Genomic DNA, 20,048 nt, shown 5'->3' with positions numbered 1-20,048 from the left:
ACATGCCCAAAAAAAACTATTCTGACTTACAAGTAAGTTTCGGCGCGCATTTACAGAAAATTCGTTTGAGTAAGGGACTTAGTTTGCGGGCTTTAGCTACTCGTTGTGATCTTGATGATAGCAAAATATCCAAAATAGAGAATGGGAAACTAAATGTTCAACTCTCTACCATCGTTGAGCTGGCAAAAGGCTTAGATATAAACCCAAAAGATCTTCTGGATTTTGGTTAATAATAAAATGCGGTATTGTTGACGACTGCAACTGGTGTAGCTGTATAGTTTATTGCTGTTTTCTCAGATTCGTCTTTTCAAGCTTTAAATTTTAATCCTGAATTTATTTTCCTAATTATTAGGATATCATAAAATTACACTGTACATTAGTGTATTATTTAACTAATACAGTAGTAATGATAACAATTAACAATCTTAATTTTGGTTACAGTAAGCATAATTTGCTTTTTAAAGACATGAGTATGCAGCTCAGTGCTGGTCATATCTACGGCTTACTAGGAAAAAACGGTGCAGGGAAATCCAGTCTATTAAAAAATATAGCAGGTTTGGTATATGCACAAAGTGGATCTTTAAAAGTGATGGGATTTGATCCCGCGAAAAGAGAACCTGAACTATTAGCTGACATTTGTTTTATTCCTGAGGAGTTTTACCTCCCATCAATCAAAATTGATGCTTATATAAAGGCAAATGCTCCCTTTTATAAGAAATTTGACTATGCTTATTTGAATGTGTTATTAGAGGAATTTAACATTCCAATTAGCAACAAGCTGGTAAATATGTCCTACGGACAAAAGAAGAAGTTTATTATTGCCTTTGGCTTGGCCACCCAGGCTAAACTGGTGATCATGGATGAACCAACCAATGGCTTAGACATCCCTTCAAAAGCACAATTCCGTAAGGTGATGGCCTCTGCTTTAACTGACGATCGCTGCATTGTGATATCAACCCATCAAGTACGTGATCTTGATAATTTAATTGATACAGTGATCATGTTGGATGAAAGCACAATCTCATTAAAAGCATCAATTGAAGAAATCACTCAAAAATTGACCTTTAAAAAAATGAAGGAGTTAGATGAAACGGTGATCTACGCTGAGCCAGCATTATCGGGATATAACGTAGTAGTTCCAAACTTTCATCAGGAAGATAGCAAGATGGATATTGAGCTGCTATTCAATGCAGTGATTGCAGAAAAGAAAAAACTAAAACCCATTTTTAATTAACGCACTATGAACAACTCATTTAATTTTAATCGTTTTTGGTTATTGGTAAAAAGACAATGGCTCGAGTTTGGCAAAATATACCTGATCAGCCTATTGGTGGTTGTGGGCGTGCTTATCCTTTTTTACGCCTGGAATTTGCCAGAACCTGAAGCGGAGAAAGGGTACAGATATAATTCAGAGGGGTTTTTATACTTGTCTTTTAGAATTCCATTGTTCCTGACGTTGGGATTCATTTTTATTAGTGTTATAGCTAGTGGTTATTTTTCCTTATTAGGGCAAAAACCGAAAGCCATTATCGAATTGATGACTCCTGCCTCTACATTAGAAAAATGGCTTTGCAGCATCTTTTATACTGGCATCTTCAGTGTGTTTAGCTTTTTACTTGTCTTTTATATAACAGATTTGGCGTTTGTAAAATATATTGATAAGACGATTGGTACAATTACTTTTAGTTGGACTTCCGGAGTTCATCCAACACCCAAAACGGGTATTGTGAGTGCAAGGACTTTTTTTAACGATTTTTTTGAGCATGATGAGATAAAATCCATGGTTGTTGTGCCGTTCATGATCACCAGTATTTTTCTGTTGGGTTCGGTTTATTTTAATCGGTTTCATTACATCAAAACTGCTGTTGTGGTAATGCTCTTTTTAACGGCGCTTATTTATACCTTGATCCAAACAGCAAACTGGATGACAAGAGACAAGATGCAGGATTCGGCAAATTTCGGGTTTAGTTCAGCCCATAATGAATTTTTCATATACGCCATGGTAGGTATAACAGCCGTAACGGTCTTTCTCTGGTGCGTTACCTTTTTCAGGGTAAAAGAAAAAGAAGTTTAATTTTTAACAACACAAACATGGAATTTAGAGAGAATAAGGCAATATACCTTCAAATAGGGGATTACGTTTGTGAACATATTTTGCTTGGAAAATGGAAAAGCGAAGATAAAGTGCCCTCTGTGAGAGAACTGGCAGTATCGCTTGAAGTCAATCCAAATACGGTAATGAGAACTTATGAGCTCTTACAGAATAAGAATATTCTAAGCAATAAGCGGGGAATTGGTTTTTTTATTGCTGAAGATGCCATTAAGCAGATAAAAATTTACAGTAAAATCCAGTTTATGGACGAAGAGCTTCCTGTATTTTTCAGAAATCTTTACCTTCTTGATATTGGCTTCGATGAACTGGAAGCACGCTACCAGAAATTTGTAAAAGAAACATTTACTAATCCTTAAAAACCAAAATTTATTCAAATGAAAACAAGTAATAAGTTACTCATTATATTTGCATTGTTAATGTTTATCATACCATTAACAATAATGGCGTATACCATAAATAAAGACTATAAGTTCCCGGAACAAATTAAAGCGCAAGAAACGGCCAATGCAAACTTTAACACCCCTTCGGATGGATTTGTTACTCTCAAGAGCAAAGCCTTTAAATCAATAAGCGTGAGAGGGCGGGCAAATAAATCATGGTACTTGAATTTGGTGAATGATGCAGCCCATGGTGCAAAGGTCTCTGAAGTATATAAAGATTTTGTTTCAATGAGTGTCGATGAAAATGAGCAACTTCACATTATCATAAAGGGGGACCATCAAGAAATAAAATATCCAATTGCTATCTACGTTTATGCGCCAAAAATCGAGGAATTAAATCTATCGGACTTGGATGCTATTACGGTGAATTTTAAAAACAGTGAAGTGCCGCTACGATTAAATGCCAAGAATGTGTTTTTACTGAATTTAGAGAAAGATTTTAATGTCAGTCACTTGGACCTTTTCGAAGAAAAAGTTAATGATTTAGTACTGATTGGAGAAGGAGTAAAAACCCTGAACCTGGATTTAAAATCTTCACGCTTTAAATCTGAAATGAAATCTTTCGATTCCCTAAATGTAAAGGCATCAGGTGGATCAGAATTAAACATCTTCGGTGATGAACAAGGTAAGACCCAGTTTGGTATAAAACAATTGACATTAAACACTTCTGGTAAAGTAGATGTGAATTTAACAGACATGAAATTGAACAACGTTTCTGGAAACCTATCTGATGAGACCATGATTAAAATACCAATGGCCTATTTGAAAAAAATGATAAAATAGCAGCAGTCTTAAACGCGCACTTTAGCCATAATCTAAAGCCAGCCGCAAAATGCGGCTGGCTTTATTATTATTACTTCATTTTGGCTTATAACTGGGGTGTTATGCCAAAATCGCTTAATATTTAGACAATTTCGGAAAACTTTGTAGATTGTAATTCGCTTTCTTTGAGAAACCAAATGAAGCTAATGAGAAAGCTGATGAAATCTTTGTTCACATTCCTGTTTGCCTTATTGCTGATTGCTGGTCATGCCTTCGGCAAGGATATTTATGTATCCCCAAAAGGCAGCGATAAGAATTCAGGATCCATAGACAAGCCCTTTGCCAGTATTAAAAAGGCTCAGCTAACGGCAAGAAATACATCGGGAAAAGTTATCATCTACCTTAGAAGCGGAACATACTATCTATCGGAAACCATTGTATTCAGCCCCGAGGATTCAAGAAAAGCAAATGCCGGTCTAACCATAAAGCCATATGCTAATGAAAAAGTAACCATTAGTGGCGGCACTCCTTTAACCTTAAAATGGGAGTCTTACAAGGGAAACATAATGAAAGCCAAAGTCAGTGAAGACCATGTTTTCGACCAGCTTTTCATTAACCGCCATCAGCAGCGCATGGCAAGATACCCGAACTATAATCCAGCTGTAAGGTTTTATGGCGGATCTTCGGCCGATGCCTTAAGTCCTCAGCGCATTGCAAGCTGGAAAAATCCAGCAGGGGGATTCATTCATGCTTTGCATAAAGCTGAGTGGGGCGGGTACCAATATCAAATCACAGGAAAAGATGTAGATGGTAAATTGAAAATGGAGGGCGGTTATCAGAATAACAGACAAATGGGTATGCACGATAAATATCGGTTTGTAGAAAATATATTTGAGGAACTGGATACCGTAGGAGAATGGTACTACAATAAAGATGAAAAGCTGCTTTATTATTATCCCGAATCGAGCGCGAACCTTACCACGGCCAAAGTAGAAATCCCACGCCTAAAACATCTTTTTGAATTCAAAGGATCAGAAGAAATTCCAGTTACCAATATAAGCATCGAAGGTCTTGAGCTTACACATACGCTTAGAACGTTTATGGAAACCAAAGAGCCGTTATTGCGCAGCGACTGGACAATATACAGAGGAGGAGCAGTTTTAATGGAAGGTGCGGAGTCTTGCCAGATCAGATCTTGCTTCTTTGACCATGTTGGCGGCAACGCGGTATTTTTAAGCAACTATAATAGAGATAATAAAATCTCTGGTTGTCACATAGCCTACGCAGGCGCAAGTGGGATTTGTTTTGTAGGCGATCCAAAAGCAGTCCGGTCCCCAAGTTTTGAATATGCCCAGTTTGTTCCGGTAAATGAAATTGATACCGTTCGCGGGCCAAAAACAAATAACTATCCCGCAAATTGCACTGTCGAAAATACATTGATGTACGGATTGGGGCAAGTTGAAAAACAGGTCGCCGGCGTACAAATCTCCATGTCTATGAGTATTACCGCAACTCACAATACCATTTACGATGTTCCAAGAGCAGGCATAAACATCAGCGAAGGAACATGGGGCGGTCACGAAATTTCTTTTAACGACGTCTTCAATACTGTTTTGGAATCTGGCGATCACGGTGCGTTTAATTCATGGGGCAGAGATAGATATTGGAATGCTAACGTTCCGGTAATGAATAAGATCGCTAAAGACAATCCTGCATTAATTACTGCCGATGTTATTAAAACCATTACACTGCATGATAACAGGTTTCATTGTGAACATGGATGGGATATTGATCTGGACGATGGATCAAGCAATTACCACATCTACAATAATGTTTGCTTAAACGGGGGTTTAAAACTTCGCGAAGGCTTTTATAGAACAGTAGAGAATAACATTGTTTTAAACAATTCCTTCCACCCGCATGTATGGTTTGAAAATAGCGGTGATGTATTTAAGCATAACATCATCACCAGGAACTATTACCCAATCGGAATTAATTTTTGGGGCAAGGAAATCGACTATAATTTCTTTGCAGATAAAGCCTCATTAGAGAAATCGCAAAAGGCTGGTACCGATCAGCATTCTACCTTTGGTAACCCCGAATTTTTAAACCCGGCTATTGGCGATTACAGCGTTAAAAGCACTTCTAAAGCACTTACTGTAGGCTTTAAAAGCTTTCCTACAGATCAATTCGGGGTAACCTCTCCTGCTTTACGTAAGCTAGCGAAAAAAGCCCCGATTCCGGTACTTAAAGGAATCGAAGGGGTAACTACGAGTGAATCAACCGAATGGTTCGGCTTACAGATTAAAAATCTCGAAACATTAGGAGAACGTTCTGCAACAGGAATGCCCGAAGAAATAGGAGTTCTGGTGCTTAGCGTTCACGCCAACAGCCCCTTTGCCGGAGTGTTAAAAGCCAATGATGTCATACTTTCCTTTAAGCAAAAGACCACAAATAAAGTAGCAGATCTGGTTGCCCTGCAGCAGCAAAATAAGTCAGATAAAACTGTCGAAATATCTATTTTTAGAAGTCAGAATACTCAAAAGATCACCCTGGATAAACCACTTAAATAAACATGAAACACAAAACAATCATTTTATTTGCATTATTACTTTTCTGCAAAACCCTTGTTTTTGGACAGCACGATCCTAAAGCATTAAGGGAATGGCAGGATCAAAAATATTCCATGTTCATTCACTACGGAATCTACTCTGTATTGGGTGGCGTATGGGAAGGTAAGCCGGTAACCAAAGGATTAAGTGAACAGATTCAGGCTCACGCGGGTATTTATAGTGATACTTACGCAGATGTTGCTAAAAGGTTTAATCCCCAAAACTGGAATGCCGATTCTATTGTTGCCCTGGCAAAAAAAGCCGGCATGCGCTCTCTGGTAATCACTTCAAAGCATCACGATGGGTTTTGTATGTTTAAAACAAATACTACAGATTTTAACGTGGTTGATGCCACTCCGTTCAAAAGGGATATTGTAAAAGAGCTTTCCGACGCCTGTAAGCGTGGTGGGTTAAAATTTGGTTTATATTTCTCGCTAATCGACTGGCATTTCCCTCAGGCTTCTCCAATCTCGAGCAGCAATTCAGATTATATTACCCCCGAACATGTGGAATACAATAAAAAGCAGATTACAGAATTGCTAAGTAATTATGGCCCCGTTTCTGAACTGTGGTTTGATATGGGCTCCCAAAATGCTAATGAAAGCAAAGACCTTAGAGACCTGGTTCATAAGCTTCAGCCAAATTGTATGATCGGAAGCAGAATCGGGAATGATATGGGCGACTTTAACGTAATGGGCGACAACCAGGAGCCAGATTATACTATCGGAGTGCCCTGGCAATCTCCTGCGTCTTTCTTCGACGAAACATGGAGCTATCGTTCATGGCAGGTGAGAGGGAGCGAAGAAGAAAAAATGCGCGAGAAACTCACAAGTTTAATCAGAGTTGCAAGTCGTGGCGGAAACTTCCTTCTAAACATCGGCCCAAAGGGCGATGGTTCTGTAGTTGATTTCGAAAAGGATGTTTTATTAAGCATCGGTAAATGGCTCGATAAAAATAAAGAAGCCATTTATGGAACAGATCCAGACCCTTTTCACATTTCATTCAAATGGGGAAGCCTAACGAGCAGACCTGATAAAATTTATTTGCACCTGCTTTCAGCTCCTGAAAACGGAGTGATTACACTTCCAGGCCTTACCGGGAAAATTAAAGATGCATACGTTCTTGGAGAGGATAAAAAAGCGAAATTCTCCCAAAATGCTTCAGGTGTAAAAATTAATGTGCCAGAAGGTTTAGACATCAGCAAAGAGTTTAAAGTAATTGCAATAGAATTTGTTAATGGTTATTCAGTACCTCCTGCAAATATCATCGCTTTCACTAAAGCACCTTTAATTCTTGACTCGCACAATGCCTTTAAGCATTACAGCAGCTCAGGTATTGATTACAACAACCGCTATCAGAGTACGGTAAAGGAATCGTGGACAGTTAGTCCTTCAAAAACCGGAAACCTTGTTCCTGCAATCTATTATACGGATGAAGAAAAAGGAAAGGTTATAGATGTAGAGCTGAATGGTAAAGCCACTGCAATAACCTTAAATGGAACTGGCGCAGAAAAGTTGAAGAACGATCCTTCCTCCATTAAATGGGGTGATATTTACCAAACAGGGCCGCTTTATTCTGGGGTAGGTGGTGTACATGGTAACCTGACTAATGTAGATGTAAGCAAGCCATGGCCAGATTCAAATGGTGGAACATGGGAGAAAAAGGGAGAACTGAAAAATAATGTGACCTACGAAATAGAAGCCGACAGAAACTCGGCAACCTACCTTTTGCAAGAAATAACTTCAGCTAAAGATCAACCTTATCTGGTTGGCATAACCAGTGGGGACGGAGTAACAGTAACACTGAACGGGAAAGTGCTGGCAGAACATAATAGTCCTTTTAAAGATAAACAGTTGAAAGATGTGATTTTATTGCCGCTTAAAAAGGGAACAAACCAGCTTATTGTTAAGTATTACAATGGATTTAAAAAGGTGAATGTGATGAGCATTGACAACAATTCAGATCAAACCATTTACCGTCAGCAGCTGAAACCACTGGCTGTAGAAAAAGGCAAGTATTATCCCCTTAGCTGGCAGTTACATAAGCCGCTTTCTCCACACACTACTATAGGACTATTCAACGCACGAATCGAAATCAGATAATAAATCAAAATCTTCATTATGGCATTTTGCAAATTGAGCTGCATAACAAGGGTAATAGACACTTTATTTGCCAAAATAGTTTAATAATAAGATAAAATGATAAAATAAATCACTTCAAAAAACGCGTTCTTTGATTAACCAAAAAATTAAACCAGATGACTAAAAACAAATATCTTTTTCCGTTTATTATGATTACCTCCCTGTTTTTTATGTGGGGTTTTGTACATAACCTAGATCCAATACTTATTCCCCATTTAAAAAGGTCTTTTAGTTTAAGTACTTTAGAGGCGTCTCTGGTTGATTCTGCAGTGTTCATCGCTTATTTTGTAATGGCACTCCCAGCGGGATTCATTATGAAAAAGTATGGTTATAAAACGGGGATAATTCTGGGGCTTGCATTGTTTGCCATAGGGTCGTTTTTATTCATACCGGCTGCAAATACGCAAGCTTATGTATTCTTTTTGGGGGCATTATTTATCATAGCATGCGGACTAACCATCCTGGAAACAGCGGCCAATCCTTATGCATCCTTGCTTGGCCCTCCTGAAACGGCAACTTTTCGACTGAATTTTGCGCAATCATTTAATGGACTTGCAGCAACGGCTGCTCCTATAATCGGTGCTAAAATTATTTTAATAGAAGGGATATCTGATGAGAAGTTAAGTAAAATGACTGCCTCTGCAAGGGAATTTGCTTTGGCATCAGAAGCTTCATCAGTAAAAACACCATACCTGGTGCTGGGGAGCATTATTCTGGTCATAGCAATCATCTTTGTCTTTCTGAAATTACCGGAAATTGTGGAGACAGAAGAACCGGGCGACAAAGCAACTGACCATACCTTATTGGATGCGCTTAAGCATAAACACCTAAGATGGGCTGTTCTTGCACAGTTCTTTTACGTAGGTGCTCAGGTGTGTGTGTTTAGCTTTTTTATTCTGTATGCTACCAAAGCTGCCGAAATAGATCAGCAAAAGGCAGCTGGTTATGCAGGTATAGGCATGGGCTTAGCCTTCCTGATTGGGAGGGTACTTGGTACTTTCCTTATGAAATTTATTAAAGCAGAGCGGTTATTGGCTATTTATGCTGTAGCCAGCATGGTACTTTGCGTTCTTGCAATAGTAACTCATGGCACCATATCATTATTTGTTGTTATCGGAATTGCATTCTTCATGTCCATCATGTTCCCAACTATCTTCTCTCTGGGTATAAAGGATCTTGGAAAAGACACAAAATTTGGAAGCAGTCTGATCATCATGTCCATCGTTGGTGGCGCAATATTGCCTCCGGCAATGGGTTACGTTGCTGATATAGCCGATATTCAGATAGGTTATATCGTGCCATTAATATGCTTCGCCGTTGTATTTCTATTTGGTGTAACCGGGCATAAGGTTGTTAAAAGAACATAGTATTAAAACCTTAGAAAATATATAAAATGAAAAGATATTGTTTAGCGCTTGATCTGGTAAATGATCCTGATCTGATCAAAGAATACGAAGTAATGCATCAGCAGGTATGGCCCGAAATTCAGGAGAGCATCACCTCTGCCGGAATCGATACAATGGAAATTTACAGATATGGCAATAGGCTGTTTATGATTATGGAAGTAAATGGTAAATTTAGCTTTGAAAAGAAGGGAGCCATGGATGCCTCAAATGAAAAGGTACAGGAGTGGGAGAAATTAATGTGGAAATATCAACAGGCAATCCCGGGTGCTAAACCTGGTGAGAAATGGGTGATGATGGATAAAATATTTGAATTAAAAGCATAATGTCAATAATAACTAATAAGAGTTTCCTGCAAATACATCCAGACGATAATGTTCTGGTAGCCTTGCAGGATTTATCAAAGGGACAAAAAATTGAATGGAATAACTTAACATTCGATTTAAAGGATGATGTACACGCCAAGCATAAGTTTTTCATAACGGATAGGGCAATTGGCGAGGATGTTTTAATGTATGGCGTATTGGTTGGCAAAGCAACTGCTTTTATTCCTCAGGGAGGGTTAATGACTACCGAAAATGTTCATCATGCCTCTCAGGATTATGCATACAGAAATGTAAATTACCAATGGCAGGCTCCTGACGTATCAAAGTTTCAAAACAGAACATTCAACGGATATCACCGTCAGGATGGTAAAGTCGGAACAGCAAATTACTGGTTGTTTATACCTACAGTTTTCTGCGAAAACAGGAATATGGATGTGATAAAAGAATCATTATACAATACCCTGGGTTATAATGTAACCGATAAGTACAAACAGTTTACAGATCAGTTGCTTACTGCTTATCAGGACGGCGAATCAATAGATTCCTTTAATGTAGATAGTCTTGCATCTGCTCAGGCAACTAAAAAAAGAGTATTCAAAAATGTTGATGGTATAAAATTCCTTAATCATCAGGGTGGTTGCGGGGGCACGCGCCAGGATGCAGATCTGTTAAGTAATCTGTTAGCTGCTTACGCGGATCATCCAAACGTAGCAGGTATAACTGTGCTTAGTCTTGGTTGTCAGCACCTGCAAACACAAAGTTTGCTAGAGGATATCAAAGAACGCAACCCTACATTCAATAAAAAGGTTTTGATTTTTGAACAGCAGCAAAGCCAGAGCGAAGAGCAGCTGATAAAAGATGCCATTCTTAAAACGTTTGAAGGTTTAACGGAAATCAATAAAATAGAAAGAAGCCCTGCGCCGCTTAGTAAGTTGTGTGTTGGGGTTAAATGTGGTGGTAGCGATGGGTTCAGTGGTATTTCTGCTAACCCTTCAGTGGGCTATACCTCTGATCTTTTGGTTGCGCTTGGAGCCAAGGTACTGTTGGCAGAATTTCCGGAACTATGCGGTGCAGAACAAAACATAATCGACAGGTGTGTAGATAAACCAACGGCCGAAAAATTTATCAGGTTAATGCAGGAGTATGATGCCCAGGCCCATGCAGTAGGTTCCGGATTTCATATGAACCCATCACCCGGGAATATTAAGGATGGTTTAATTACCGATGCCATCAAAAGTACCGGAGCGGCTAAAAAAGCAGGCACTTCTCCTGTAGTGGACGTTTTGGATTATACTGAGCCGGTAACCAAACCAGGATTAAGCCTGGTATGTACTCCTGGAAATGATGTCGAGGCAACAACAGGGAAAGCAGCCAGTGGTGCTACATTGATCTTATTTACCACAGGTTTAGGCACGCCTACAGGAAATCCTGTTTGTCCTGTAATTAAAATAGCAACAAACACAGCCCTGACCAGCAGAATGGGCGACATCATTGATATAGACACTGGCGCAATCATTCGTGGCGAAAAAACCATTGAGGAAATGGGCGAAGAGATTCTTGAATATTGCATCAAAGCTGCAAGTGGCGAAATCACACCTAAGGCAGTACAGTTAAATCAGGATGACTTCATCCCATGGAAAAGAGGCGTTTCATTATAATAAGGTAAGCATGTTCAGTTTAAAAGGAAAATCAGCAATTATTACAGGTGGAGGAAGCGGAATCGGCAGGGCAATATCTGTTCTTTTTGCAAAACAAGGGGCTTTGGTTCATATCATAGAACTCAACTCAGAAGCGGCCTCAAATACAATAGATGAGATCACTAAAGCAGGCGGAAACGCGATAGGCTACAGCTGTGATGTAAGTAACCAGGCTCAGGTAATCGATATCTTTAACAAAATTGGAAATATAGATATTCTGGTTAATAACGCTGGTATTGCCCATGTAGGAAAACTGGAGACCACCAGTGAAGATGATTTCACTAAGATCTTTAATGTAAATGTTAAAGGGGCTTATAATTGCTTATATGCGGCAATCCCGGCATTGAAAAAAAGCACTTCAGCAGTAATCCTTAATATGGCTTCTATCGCTGCGTTGGTTGGCATTACCGACAGGTTTGCTTATTCTATGAGTAAAGGCGCAATTTATGCCATGACGCTCTCTGTAGCGCGCGATTATATGGCCGATGGCATCAGATGTAACAGCATTTCACCTGCACGGGTACATACGCCTTTTGTGGATGGCTTTATTGCCAAAAACTATGCAGGTCAAGAAGAAGCAGTTTTTGAAAAGCTATCTAAAAGTCAGCCAATAGGCCGCATGGGTAAACCAGAGGAAGTAGCTTCTCTGGCATTATACTTATGCTCAGACGAAGCTGGTTTTGTAACTGGAAACGACTATCCTTTAGATGGAGGATTTGTTAAATTAAATAACTAATTTGAGTTTTTAAAATAAATAGATATCAATGAAATTAATCAGATGGGGAGCAGCCGATCAGGAAAAAACCGGCGTTATTATAAACGATATTTGGTATGATACCTCGGCCTTTGGCGAGGACTATAATGAAAAATTTTTTAATGATAACGGATTAGCCAGACTGGATGCATTTGTTAAAGCAAATGAGGGTAAATTGGCCACAATTCCGGCAGGCACACGTTTAGGTTCACCAGTAGCGCGTCCTTCAAAAATAGTTTGTATAGGATTAAACTATGCCGACCATGCAAAGGAAACCAACGCACCAATACCACCTGAACCTGTTATTTTTATGAAGTCATCTACTGCTATGGTAGGGCCTTTTGATGATATTGTGATCCCTAAAAATTCTGTAAAAACAGATTGGGAAGTTGAGCTGGCAGTGGTAATCGGAAAAAAAGCATCTTACGTTGATGAGGCTGATGCCCTTGATTATGTTGCAGGTTACGTTTTACATAACGATGTATCAGAGCGTGAGTTCCAGATCGAAAGAAACGGAACCTGGGACAAAGGAAAAGGTTGCGATACTTTTGCACCTTTAGGTCCATTCCTTGCCACACAGGATGAAATTGCTGACGTCGATAACCTTAGACTTTGGCTTAGTGTAAACGGTAAAATAATGCAGGATGGAAATACTTCCAACTTTATATTTAACGTGCCTTTTGTAATTTCATATGTTAGTCAGTTCATGACTTTGTTACCTGGTGATGTAATTTCTACCGGAACACCGGCAGGTGTTGGATTAGGGTTTAATCCTCCTGTTTATCTTAAAGAAGGTGATGTTGTAGAACTTGGCATAGATGGCCTTGGCAGCTCAAAACAACAGGTTAAAAATTATGTTAAGAATTGATTCTCATCAGCATTTCTGGAAATATAATGCAGTAAGGGATAGCTGGATAACAGATGATATGGCGGTGCTGCAGGATGATTTTCTTCCAATGCATCTACAACCCGTTCTTGAACACTTTAATTTCGATGGCTGCGTGGTGGTCCAGGCAGATCAGTCTGCTGCAGAGAATGCCTTTCAACTGCAAAATGCCAAAGATCACTCTTTTATTAAGGGCGTAGTCGGCTGGGTCGATCTGAGGGCTGCAAACATCAGTGAGCAGCTTGCCGATTTAAGCGAGCACCCTCAAATGAAGGGATTCAGGCATATTTTGCAAGGCGAAACAGACCGTGCCCTAATGCTAAAACCTGATTTTGTTAACGGAATAAGCAAGTTAAAAGATTACGGATTTACGTATGATATATTGGTTTTTCCGGATCAGTTAAAGTATGCAGCCGAACTGGTAGCTAAATTTCCGGATCAGCCTTTTGTACTGGATCATATTGCTAAACCGGATGTTAAAAATAAAAACATCGATGATTGGGCGCTTGACATACAAAAGCTGGCAGCTCATGAAAATGTATACTGTAAAGTATCCGGTCTGGTAACTGAGGCAGATTGGAAATACTGGAAAAATGACGACTTTACCCCATATCTAGATGTCGTTTTTGAAGCTTTTGGAACAAACAAGTTGATGTACGGGTCCGACTGGCCGGTGAGCCTGGTTGCTGCGGCTTACGGGCAGGTAGTAGATCTGGCTAAAGGCTATGTTTCCAAACTCTCAGAAAACGAACAAGCATTATTTTGGGGAGGTAATGCAACTAAATTTTACAATTTGAAATAAGCAATCTATGGATCTGCAATTAAAAGATAAAGTAATTATCGTAACAGGTGGTGCTAAAGGCATTGGCGAGGGCATTGTAAGGGTATTGGCCAAAGAAGGAGCCATTCCTGTTATCATTGGAAGAAACGAGGCCGATAATTTGAAAGTGGCCGATGATATAGCCGCAAACGGGGGTAAAGTATTTCAGGTCGTTGCTGAATTAACTAATCCGGAAGATAATGCGAAGGCAATAGCCCAGGTGTTGGAAAAGTTCGGTAGAATAGATGGATTGGTGAACAATGCGGGCGTAAATGATGGGGTTAGCTTAACCAGCGGCAGCTACGAAAAGTTTATAGAGAGCTTACATAAAAATATCGTGCATTATTATTTAATGGCACATCATGCCTTACCATCACTCATCAAATCAAAAGGTGCTATTGTTAACATAGGCTCAAAAGTTGCTGATACTGGCCAGGGTGGTACATCCGCCTATGCTGCAGCCAATGGGGGCAGAAATGCGCTTACAAGAGAGTGGGCGGTTGAATTATTGCCGCATGGCATCCGTGTAAATTCTGTGATCGTATCAGAGTGCTATACGCCTTTGTATCAAACATGGATCAGCTCAATCCCTAATTCTGAAGAAAAACTGGCTTCTATTAAAGCTAAAATCCCATTGGGAAACAGAATGACAACTGCCGAAGAAATAGCCAACGCTACTGTGTTTTTGCTGTCAGAAGCCTCGAGCCATACTACAGGGCAACTGGTATATGTTGACGGCGGATATGTTCATTTAGACCGTTCCGTTAGCTAAAGAGAAAAAGAGAATGTGTTTCTCCTCCTGGAACACATTCTCTTTTTTTACCTCTCCTCTCCAATATTTTTTCCTGAAATTTAGCTGAGAATACTAAATTTCCCTTGTTTCTTCCTTCAGCCAGGCCACCTCATCTTCATTCAAAAACGGACTAAGTTTCTCAAAAACCAACGCATTATAACCATTAAGCCAGTCAATCTGATTTTGTTCCAGTAAGTCCTTTTTAACAATCTTAGTGCTTATCGGCGCAATAGTTAAACACTCAAAAGCATAAAATTCATTAAACTCATTACTTACATCCTTAATGGTGTTTACCAGGTTTTCAATCCTGATACCATGTTTCCCCGGACGGTAAATTCCAGGCTCAACAGAAGTGATCATTCCCAGTTCGATGGCAACGGGCGTCGCGGTTGGGTTAAATACCTGGGGGCCTTCATGTACATTTAAAAAATAACCAACACCATGTCCGGTTCCATGCCCATAGTTAAGCGCATAATCCCATAATGGTTTGCGCGTTATTGCATCAATCTGATAGCCACAAGTACCTTTTGGAAAGCGCGATTTACATCCGTCAATCATTCCTTTTAATACCAGCGTATAATCCCTTTGTTCTTCTTCCGTATTGTTTCCCATTGGGATGGTACGGGTAATATCCGTTGTCCCATAAAAATACTGGCCACCAGAATCTACCAGGAACAACCCTTCGGCCTTTACTTCCGAATTGCTCTGCTCAGATGCTCCATAATGAGGCAGGGCTCCATGTGCTTTATAAGCACTAATCGTATTAAAACTATCCCCAACAAATCCTTCCTGGGCTGCTCTGAACTTACGCAATTCAGCAGCTGCAGAAAGTTCAGTAATTAAAGTCTTTCCAATGTTTTCAGAAAGCCATTTCAGGAAACGGGTAATCGCAACACCATCTTTAACCATTGCATTACGCGTATTGGCCAGTTCTGTTTCGTTTTTAATGGCTTTAAGCTGGGTAGAGGGGTTGGTGTCTTTTATAACTCTAACCGTTTTAGGAATCAACTTAGCATAGGCAAAACAGTTCCGTTTCGGATCAATAAATATGGAGCTGTTCTCCGGAATCCTTTTTAACGCATCCTCTATTTCTTCGTAATCAAATACCTCTACACCTTCTTTTAACAACTGTGCCTTATCATCAGCAGTTAATTTATCAGGGTTGATGAATATTTTAGCATGATCCTGGTTAATTAATGCAAAACTTAAAACCACAGGGTTGTAGCTCACATCGTTGCCGCGGATATTAAACAACCAGGCCATATCATCTAACGACGAGATTAAATGATAAGCCGCACCTTGTTTACTTAGTGCCGAACGAACTTCCGCAAGCTTACTGCTTACCGATTGTCCGATATGTTTTTCCGCTATCAAAAATGCGCTTTGAATTGGCAGCTCAGGTCTGTTTTCCCAAATAGCGCTTAAATAATCTTTATTGGCCAAACTGATGTTCTTAACCGAAAACTGTTGTGTAAACAGGTCTCCTAAAAGCAGCGATAGCAATTTCTCATTGCTGGCAACTACAGCACCATTATCCAGCTTTTCAATAAGCCATTGAATGTATTCAGGAGCATGTTGAACTTTTTGTTTCACCAGTTCGAAACCGCTGTTTTCCAATTGTTCAGCAGCCTGCTCAAAATAACGGAAGTCGGCCCATAAACCAGCAAAATCTGCTGTTATTACCAATGTGCCCGCCGATCCGGTAAAACCGGAAGTAAAAGGAATGCATTTATAATGGTCTGGCAGATATTCGCTAATGTGTGGGTCTGCAGATGGAATAATATAAGCCTGTACGTTGTCGGCTTGCATTTGTTTACGTATCGCGCTCAGTTTTTCCGGATAAGTCATATCTAGCTTTTTTATGTTATCCGACAAATCTATGGAATTATCTTTTTAACTCACCGGGTGAATATCCAAAATGCTTTTTAAAAGCTTTAGAGAAGTTATAAGGTTCATTATACCCTATGGTATAAGCAGCTTCATATACGGTACAGTTCGAATCTAACAGCATCTGCCGGGCGTAATTCATTTTCAGTTCATTTAAATACCCGAATACAGTTAATCCGAACAGCTCTTTAAAGCCTTTCTTAAGCATAAACTCATTTAGTCCCGCCTCACGTGCAATTCCGTTTAAGGTTAATGGATCAAACATCCTTTGCTGTACAAACTGTTTTGCAGCATGCAGCTTATCTACATTATGGCGTTCTATTTTAATGGGTTTCTGCCCATCTAAACTGTCAGCCTGTTCGGCCTGGAGCAGAAAAAGCTCAATAATTTTAGATTCAAAAAACAGCTGTTTCATATGTCCTGAATAAACACATTGCTGCATTTCATTAATCAGCAGTTGCTGTTTAGAGGTTACCGGCAGGGCATGTTTCGAGATTTCCGCCATTTTCCCGGCATCCACCTTGTCCCAGAACCGCTTTAAACAATCCATATCGGTTGCAAACAGCCTGCGAAAGAAAGGCTCATACAGCGAAATACCAAAGCTCTTGATCTCCGGACTGCTCAATGCATAATACCCATCAAAACTTGGCATAAATGAAATCACATGCTCATTGTCATTCAGCACATACCTGTCTTTGCTTTGCGCCTCCCATGCCGCACTTTGCCCTTGTAACGAAAAATACATGTTTAGGGTAGGCGTTTCCGTTTGTTCGCGCATGGTAATTTCATGCTTCTGTTTGCAGCTCGCGGCAAAAATATCTGCGCCATCAATTTTTATTTCACTGATGTTCATATAGCCCGATGCACCTAATTCGTCAGTATAGTGCAACTCGCAGGTTTCTGAGAGATCTGAAAGAAGGGGTGCTTTTAATTCATTGTCGTTCATAGGGTTAGGAGATGATGTTAAAGGCGCTTCACTAGAACGAATTTAGTCAAATTTTACTTTTTAAAAGAAGGAGTCAGGAAATTATTCCTTTTCGCATGGTTTATTCTCCTTCCAGAAGGGGTAGGTAAACGCATTTCAGAGCAATTTTGATAAACCAAATAATTAACCCGTTTACCTATAATTCGAAATCCCGATGAAGCAAGAATTTATAGAGATCAAAGGTGCCCGCGAGAATAACCTCAAAAATATTTCGCTGCGGATTCCAAAAAGAAAAATTACGGTATTTACCGGAGTATCAGGCTCGGGCAAGTCCTCTATTGTTTTTGATACCATCGGGGCGGAGGCCCAAAGACAGCTCAACGAAACCTTCTCCACTTTTATACGAAACCGCTTACCAAAACATAGCCAGCCTGATGCCGACGCCATAAGTAACCTTTCTACCGCAATTGTGATCGATCAGAAACGTTTAGGAGGTAATTCCAGATCTACAGTAGGTACCATAACAGATATTTATTCCATACTGCGTCTCCTGTTTTCACGAGTGGGCAAGCCTTTTATCGGCTATTCCAACGCGTTTTCCTTTAACGATCCTGCCGGAATGTGCCCCGAATGCAATGGCCTAGGAGAAACGGTAAAACTGAACCTGGATAAATTGCTCGATAAATCTAAATCACTTAACGAGGGCGCAATCCTATTCCCTATGTTCTCGGTAGGCAGCTGGTATTTTAACACTTATGCCTATTCCGGATTTTTTGATAACGATAAGAAGCTTCAAGATTATACCCAGGAGGAGTGGCAAACCCTGCTACATGGGAAAAGCAAGAAATTTCAGGTTAAAAAAGACAATGTGCCACTCAATGTCAATTTTGAAGGACTGGTCGATAAGTTTAACCGCATGTACATCAAGCGCGATACCAGTATCCTGTCCGAATCCATGCGGAGCACCCTTGAACGGTTTATCCTTTTTGCACCTTGCCCCTTATGTAAAGGAACACGGTTAAGTCAGGCCGCATTAAGCTGCAGAATAAACGGATATAACATCGCTCAGCTCACCAATCTTGAGGTCGATGAGCTCATTAAGATCATTGCCAAAATAGATGATCCCATAGCTGAAACCATGACTTCCGCATTAATAATGCGTTTACAACATTTAATAGATATCGGTCTGGAGTACCTGAGCCTTGACCGCGAGACAGCCAGCCTTTCAGGCGGAGAATCTCAGCGCATTAAAATGGTGAGGCACCTTGGCAGCAGCCTTACCGATATGATCTATATTTTCGATGAGCCGAGTGTAGGACTGCATCAGCATGATGTGCACCGTTTAAATGAGCTCTTATTGCAGCTTCGCGATAAAGGCAATACCATTCTTGTGGTAGAGCATGACCCTGAAGTGATCCGGATTGCCGACCATGTGGTAGATGTCGGCCCTCATGCAGGAACCCATGGAGGCGAAATCGTGTACCATGGAACAGTAGAGGGGTTGTTGAAATCAGACACCTTAACGGGTAACTGCATGAACCGGCAGCACTATGCAAAATCCTCCTATCGCAGTGCCAAAGGAGCCCTTACCGTTCATAACGCAAAACTGCATAACCTTAAAAATTTAACTGTAGCCATCCCAACGGGGGTTTTTACGGTGGTAACCGGGGTAGCCGGATCTGGTAAAAGCTCACTCATTAACCATGAGTTTATAAAGCAATATCCCGAAGCAATCATTATTGATCAGACTGCTGTGAGTACCTCAATTCGATCTAATCCTGCTACTTATACGGGCATTATGGACGAGATCCGCAGGCTCTTTGCCCAGCAAAATGGAGTAAGCGCTTCCCTGTTTAGTTTCAACTCAAAAGGAGCCTGCCCCAATTGTCAGGGCCTGGGGTTTATCTATACAGACCTTGCTTTTCTGGAGCCGGTAAAAACCGAATGCGAAATATGCAATGGCAAGCGCTTTAAAGAAGAAGTACTGGCCTATAGATTAAATGGCAAATCGATTAGCGAGGTGCTGGCCATGACTGTACAGGAAGCGGTAGATTTTTTTGATAAGAAGGAACTGAAACGCAAAATAGAAGCCATACTGGATGTAGGGCTCGATTATTTAACCCTCGGGCAGCCACTTAGTACACTATCCGGTGGCGAGTGCCAGCGCATTAAACTAGCCAGTAACCTGCACAAAAGAGGAAGCATTTATGTACTGGATGAGCCAACCACCGGATTACACATGTCCGATGTAGAACATTTGCTGCAAATCATGAATCACCTGGTTGATATCGGGAATTCCGTAATCGTAATTGAACATAATCTGGACGTGATCAAAAATGCCGACTGGATCATTGATATGGGGCCGGAAGGTGGCAGAAAAGGAGGAGAGGTTATTTTTACAGGAACCCCTGCCGAATTAATGGAATACCCCGGCTCATTAACCGGGCATTACCTCAATAAAGAAAAGCAATTAATCCTATAAGCGATAA

The 20,048-nt window shown here is 40.3% G+C and carries 17 protein-coding genes; 15 read left to right on the top strand and 2 right to left on the bottom strand.

The annotated features are described in order from the left end of the window. Positions 1–2 precede the first annotated feature (2 nt). The 14 genes from HQN86_RS16815 to HQN86_RS16750 all read left to right on the top strand — a co-directional run bounded on the left by HQN86_RS16815 (position 3) and on the right by HQN86_RS16750 (position 14,726). Positions 3–230 carry a helix-turn-helix domain-containing protein gene (locus tag HQN86_RS16815; protein ID WP_172662091.1) on the top strand — a complete coding sequence of 76 codons (228 nt, stop codon included), beginning with the start codon at positions 3–5 and terminating at the stop codon, positions 228–230. A gap of 176 nt (positions 231–406) precedes the next feature. After that, on the top strand, positions 407–1,234 hold the full coding sequence (locus HQN86_RS16810) for an ABC transporter ATP-binding protein (protein WP_172662090.1): 828 nt from the start codon (positions 407–409) through the stop codon (positions 1,232–1,234). A 6-nt stretch (positions 1,235–1,240) separates the two neighbouring features. Then, positions 1,241–2,074 carry a hypothetical protein gene (locus HQN86_RS16805; protein WP_172662089.1) on the top strand — a complete coding sequence of 278 codons (834 nt, stop codon included), beginning with the start codon at positions 1,241–1,243 and terminating at the stop codon, positions 2,072–2,074. 17 nt (positions 2,075–2,091) lie between these two features. Beyond that, positions 2,092–2,469, top strand: a complete 378-nt coding sequence (locus HQN86_RS16800; protein WP_172662088.1) for a GntR family transcriptional regulator — start codon at positions 2,092–2,094, stop codon at positions 2,467–2,469. Positions 2,470–2,487: 18 nt separating this feature from the next. Beyond that, positions 2,488–3,336: a hypothetical protein gene (locus tag HQN86_RS16795; RefSeq protein ID WP_172662087.1), complete on the top strand. Its 849-nt coding sequence runs from the start codon at positions 2,488–2,490 to the stop codon at positions 3,334–3,336. Between the two features lie 185 nt (positions 3,337–3,521). Continuing rightward, complete coding sequence (locus tag HQN86_RS16790) at positions 3,522–5,888, top strand: PDZ domain-containing protein (protein WP_246269667.1); 2,367 nt, start codon at positions 3,522–3,524, stop codon at positions 5,886–5,888. A gap of 2 nt (positions 5,889–5,890) precedes the next feature. Further along, positions 5,891–8,029 (top strand): alpha-L-fucosidase, encoded by a 2,139-nt coding sequence (locus HQN86_RS16785; RefSeq protein WP_172662086.1) that lies wholly within the window; start codon positions 5,891–5,893, stop codon positions 8,027–8,029. 155 nt (positions 8,030–8,184) lie between these two features. Further along, a complete protein-coding gene (gene fucP / locus HQN86_RS16780) occupies positions 8,185–9,435 on the top strand; it encodes an L-fucose:H+ symporter permease (protein ID WP_172662085.1) in 1,251 nt (416 codons plus the stop codon). A 26-nt stretch (positions 9,436–9,461) separates the two neighbouring features. Beyond that, a complete protein-coding gene (locus HQN86_RS16775) occupies positions 9,462–9,797 on the top strand; it encodes an L-rhamnose mutarotase (RefSeq protein WP_048903458.1) in 336 nt (111 codons plus the stop codon). Then, complete coding sequence (locus HQN86_RS16770) at positions 9,797–11,455, top strand: UxaA family hydrolase (RefSeq protein WP_172662084.1); 1,659 nt, start codon at positions 9,797–9,799, stop codon at positions 11,453–11,455. The genes HQN86_RS16775 and HQN86_RS16770 overlap by 1 nt, the downstream gene beginning before the upstream one ends. 10 nt (positions 11,456–11,465) lie before the next feature. Continuing rightward, positions 11,466–12,230 (top strand): SDR family NAD(P)-dependent oxidoreductase, encoded by a 765-nt coding sequence (locus tag HQN86_RS16765; RefSeq protein ID WP_172662083.1) that lies wholly within the window; start codon positions 11,466–11,468, stop codon positions 12,228–12,230. 28 nt (positions 12,231–12,258) lie between these two features. Then, positions 12,259–13,116, top strand: coding sequence for a fumarylacetoacetate hydrolase family protein (locus HQN86_RS16760; RefSeq protein WP_172662082.1), 858 nt, complete (start codon positions 12,259–12,261; stop codon positions 13,114–13,116). Beyond that, the gene (locus tag HQN86_RS16755) at positions 13,103–13,936 is read left to right on the top strand and encodes an amidohydrolase family protein (protein ID WP_172662081.1); all 834 of its coding nucleotides are present in this window, start codon (positions 13,103–13,105) and stop codon (positions 13,934–13,936) included. The genes HQN86_RS16760 and HQN86_RS16755 overlap by 14 nt, the downstream gene beginning before the upstream one ends. Before the next feature lie 7 nt (positions 13,937–13,943). After that, complete coding sequence (locus HQN86_RS16750; RefSeq protein WP_172662080.1) at positions 13,944–14,726, top strand: SDR family oxidoreductase; 783 nt, start codon at positions 13,944–13,946, stop codon at positions 14,724–14,726. Positions 14,727–14,819: 93 nt separating this feature from the next. Here the strand turns inward: HQN86_RS16750 and HQN86_RS16745 are convergent, their stop codons facing one another. After that, a complete protein-coding gene (locus tag HQN86_RS16745) occupies positions 14,820–16,595 on the bottom strand; it encodes an aminopeptidase P family protein (protein WP_172662079.1) in 1,776 nt (591 codons plus the stop codon). 37 nt (positions 16,596–16,632) lie between these two features. Then, a complete protein-coding gene (locus HQN86_RS16740; protein WP_172662078.1) occupies positions 16,633–17,580 on the bottom strand; it encodes a helix-turn-helix transcriptional regulator in 948 nt (315 codons plus the stop codon). Positions 17,581–17,773: 193 nt separating this feature from the next. On the opposite strand from HQN86_RS16740, the gene HQN86_RS16735 reads away from it, so the two are divergent. Further along, entirely contained in the window at positions 17,774–20,041 is a 2,268-nt protein-coding gene (locus HQN86_RS16735) for an ATP-binding cassette domain-containing protein (protein WP_172662077.1), read from the top strand. Positions 20,042–20,048 lie beyond the last annotated feature (7 nt).

Origin of the sequence: Pedobacter panaciterrae, assembly GCF_013204795.1 — a bacterium.
Taxonomy (GTDB): domain Bacteria; phylum Bacteroidota; class Bacteroidia; order Sphingobacteriales; family Sphingobacteriaceae; genus Pedobacter; species Pedobacter panaciterrae.
This window is presented reverse-complemented; position numbering and strand designations above follow the sequence as displayed.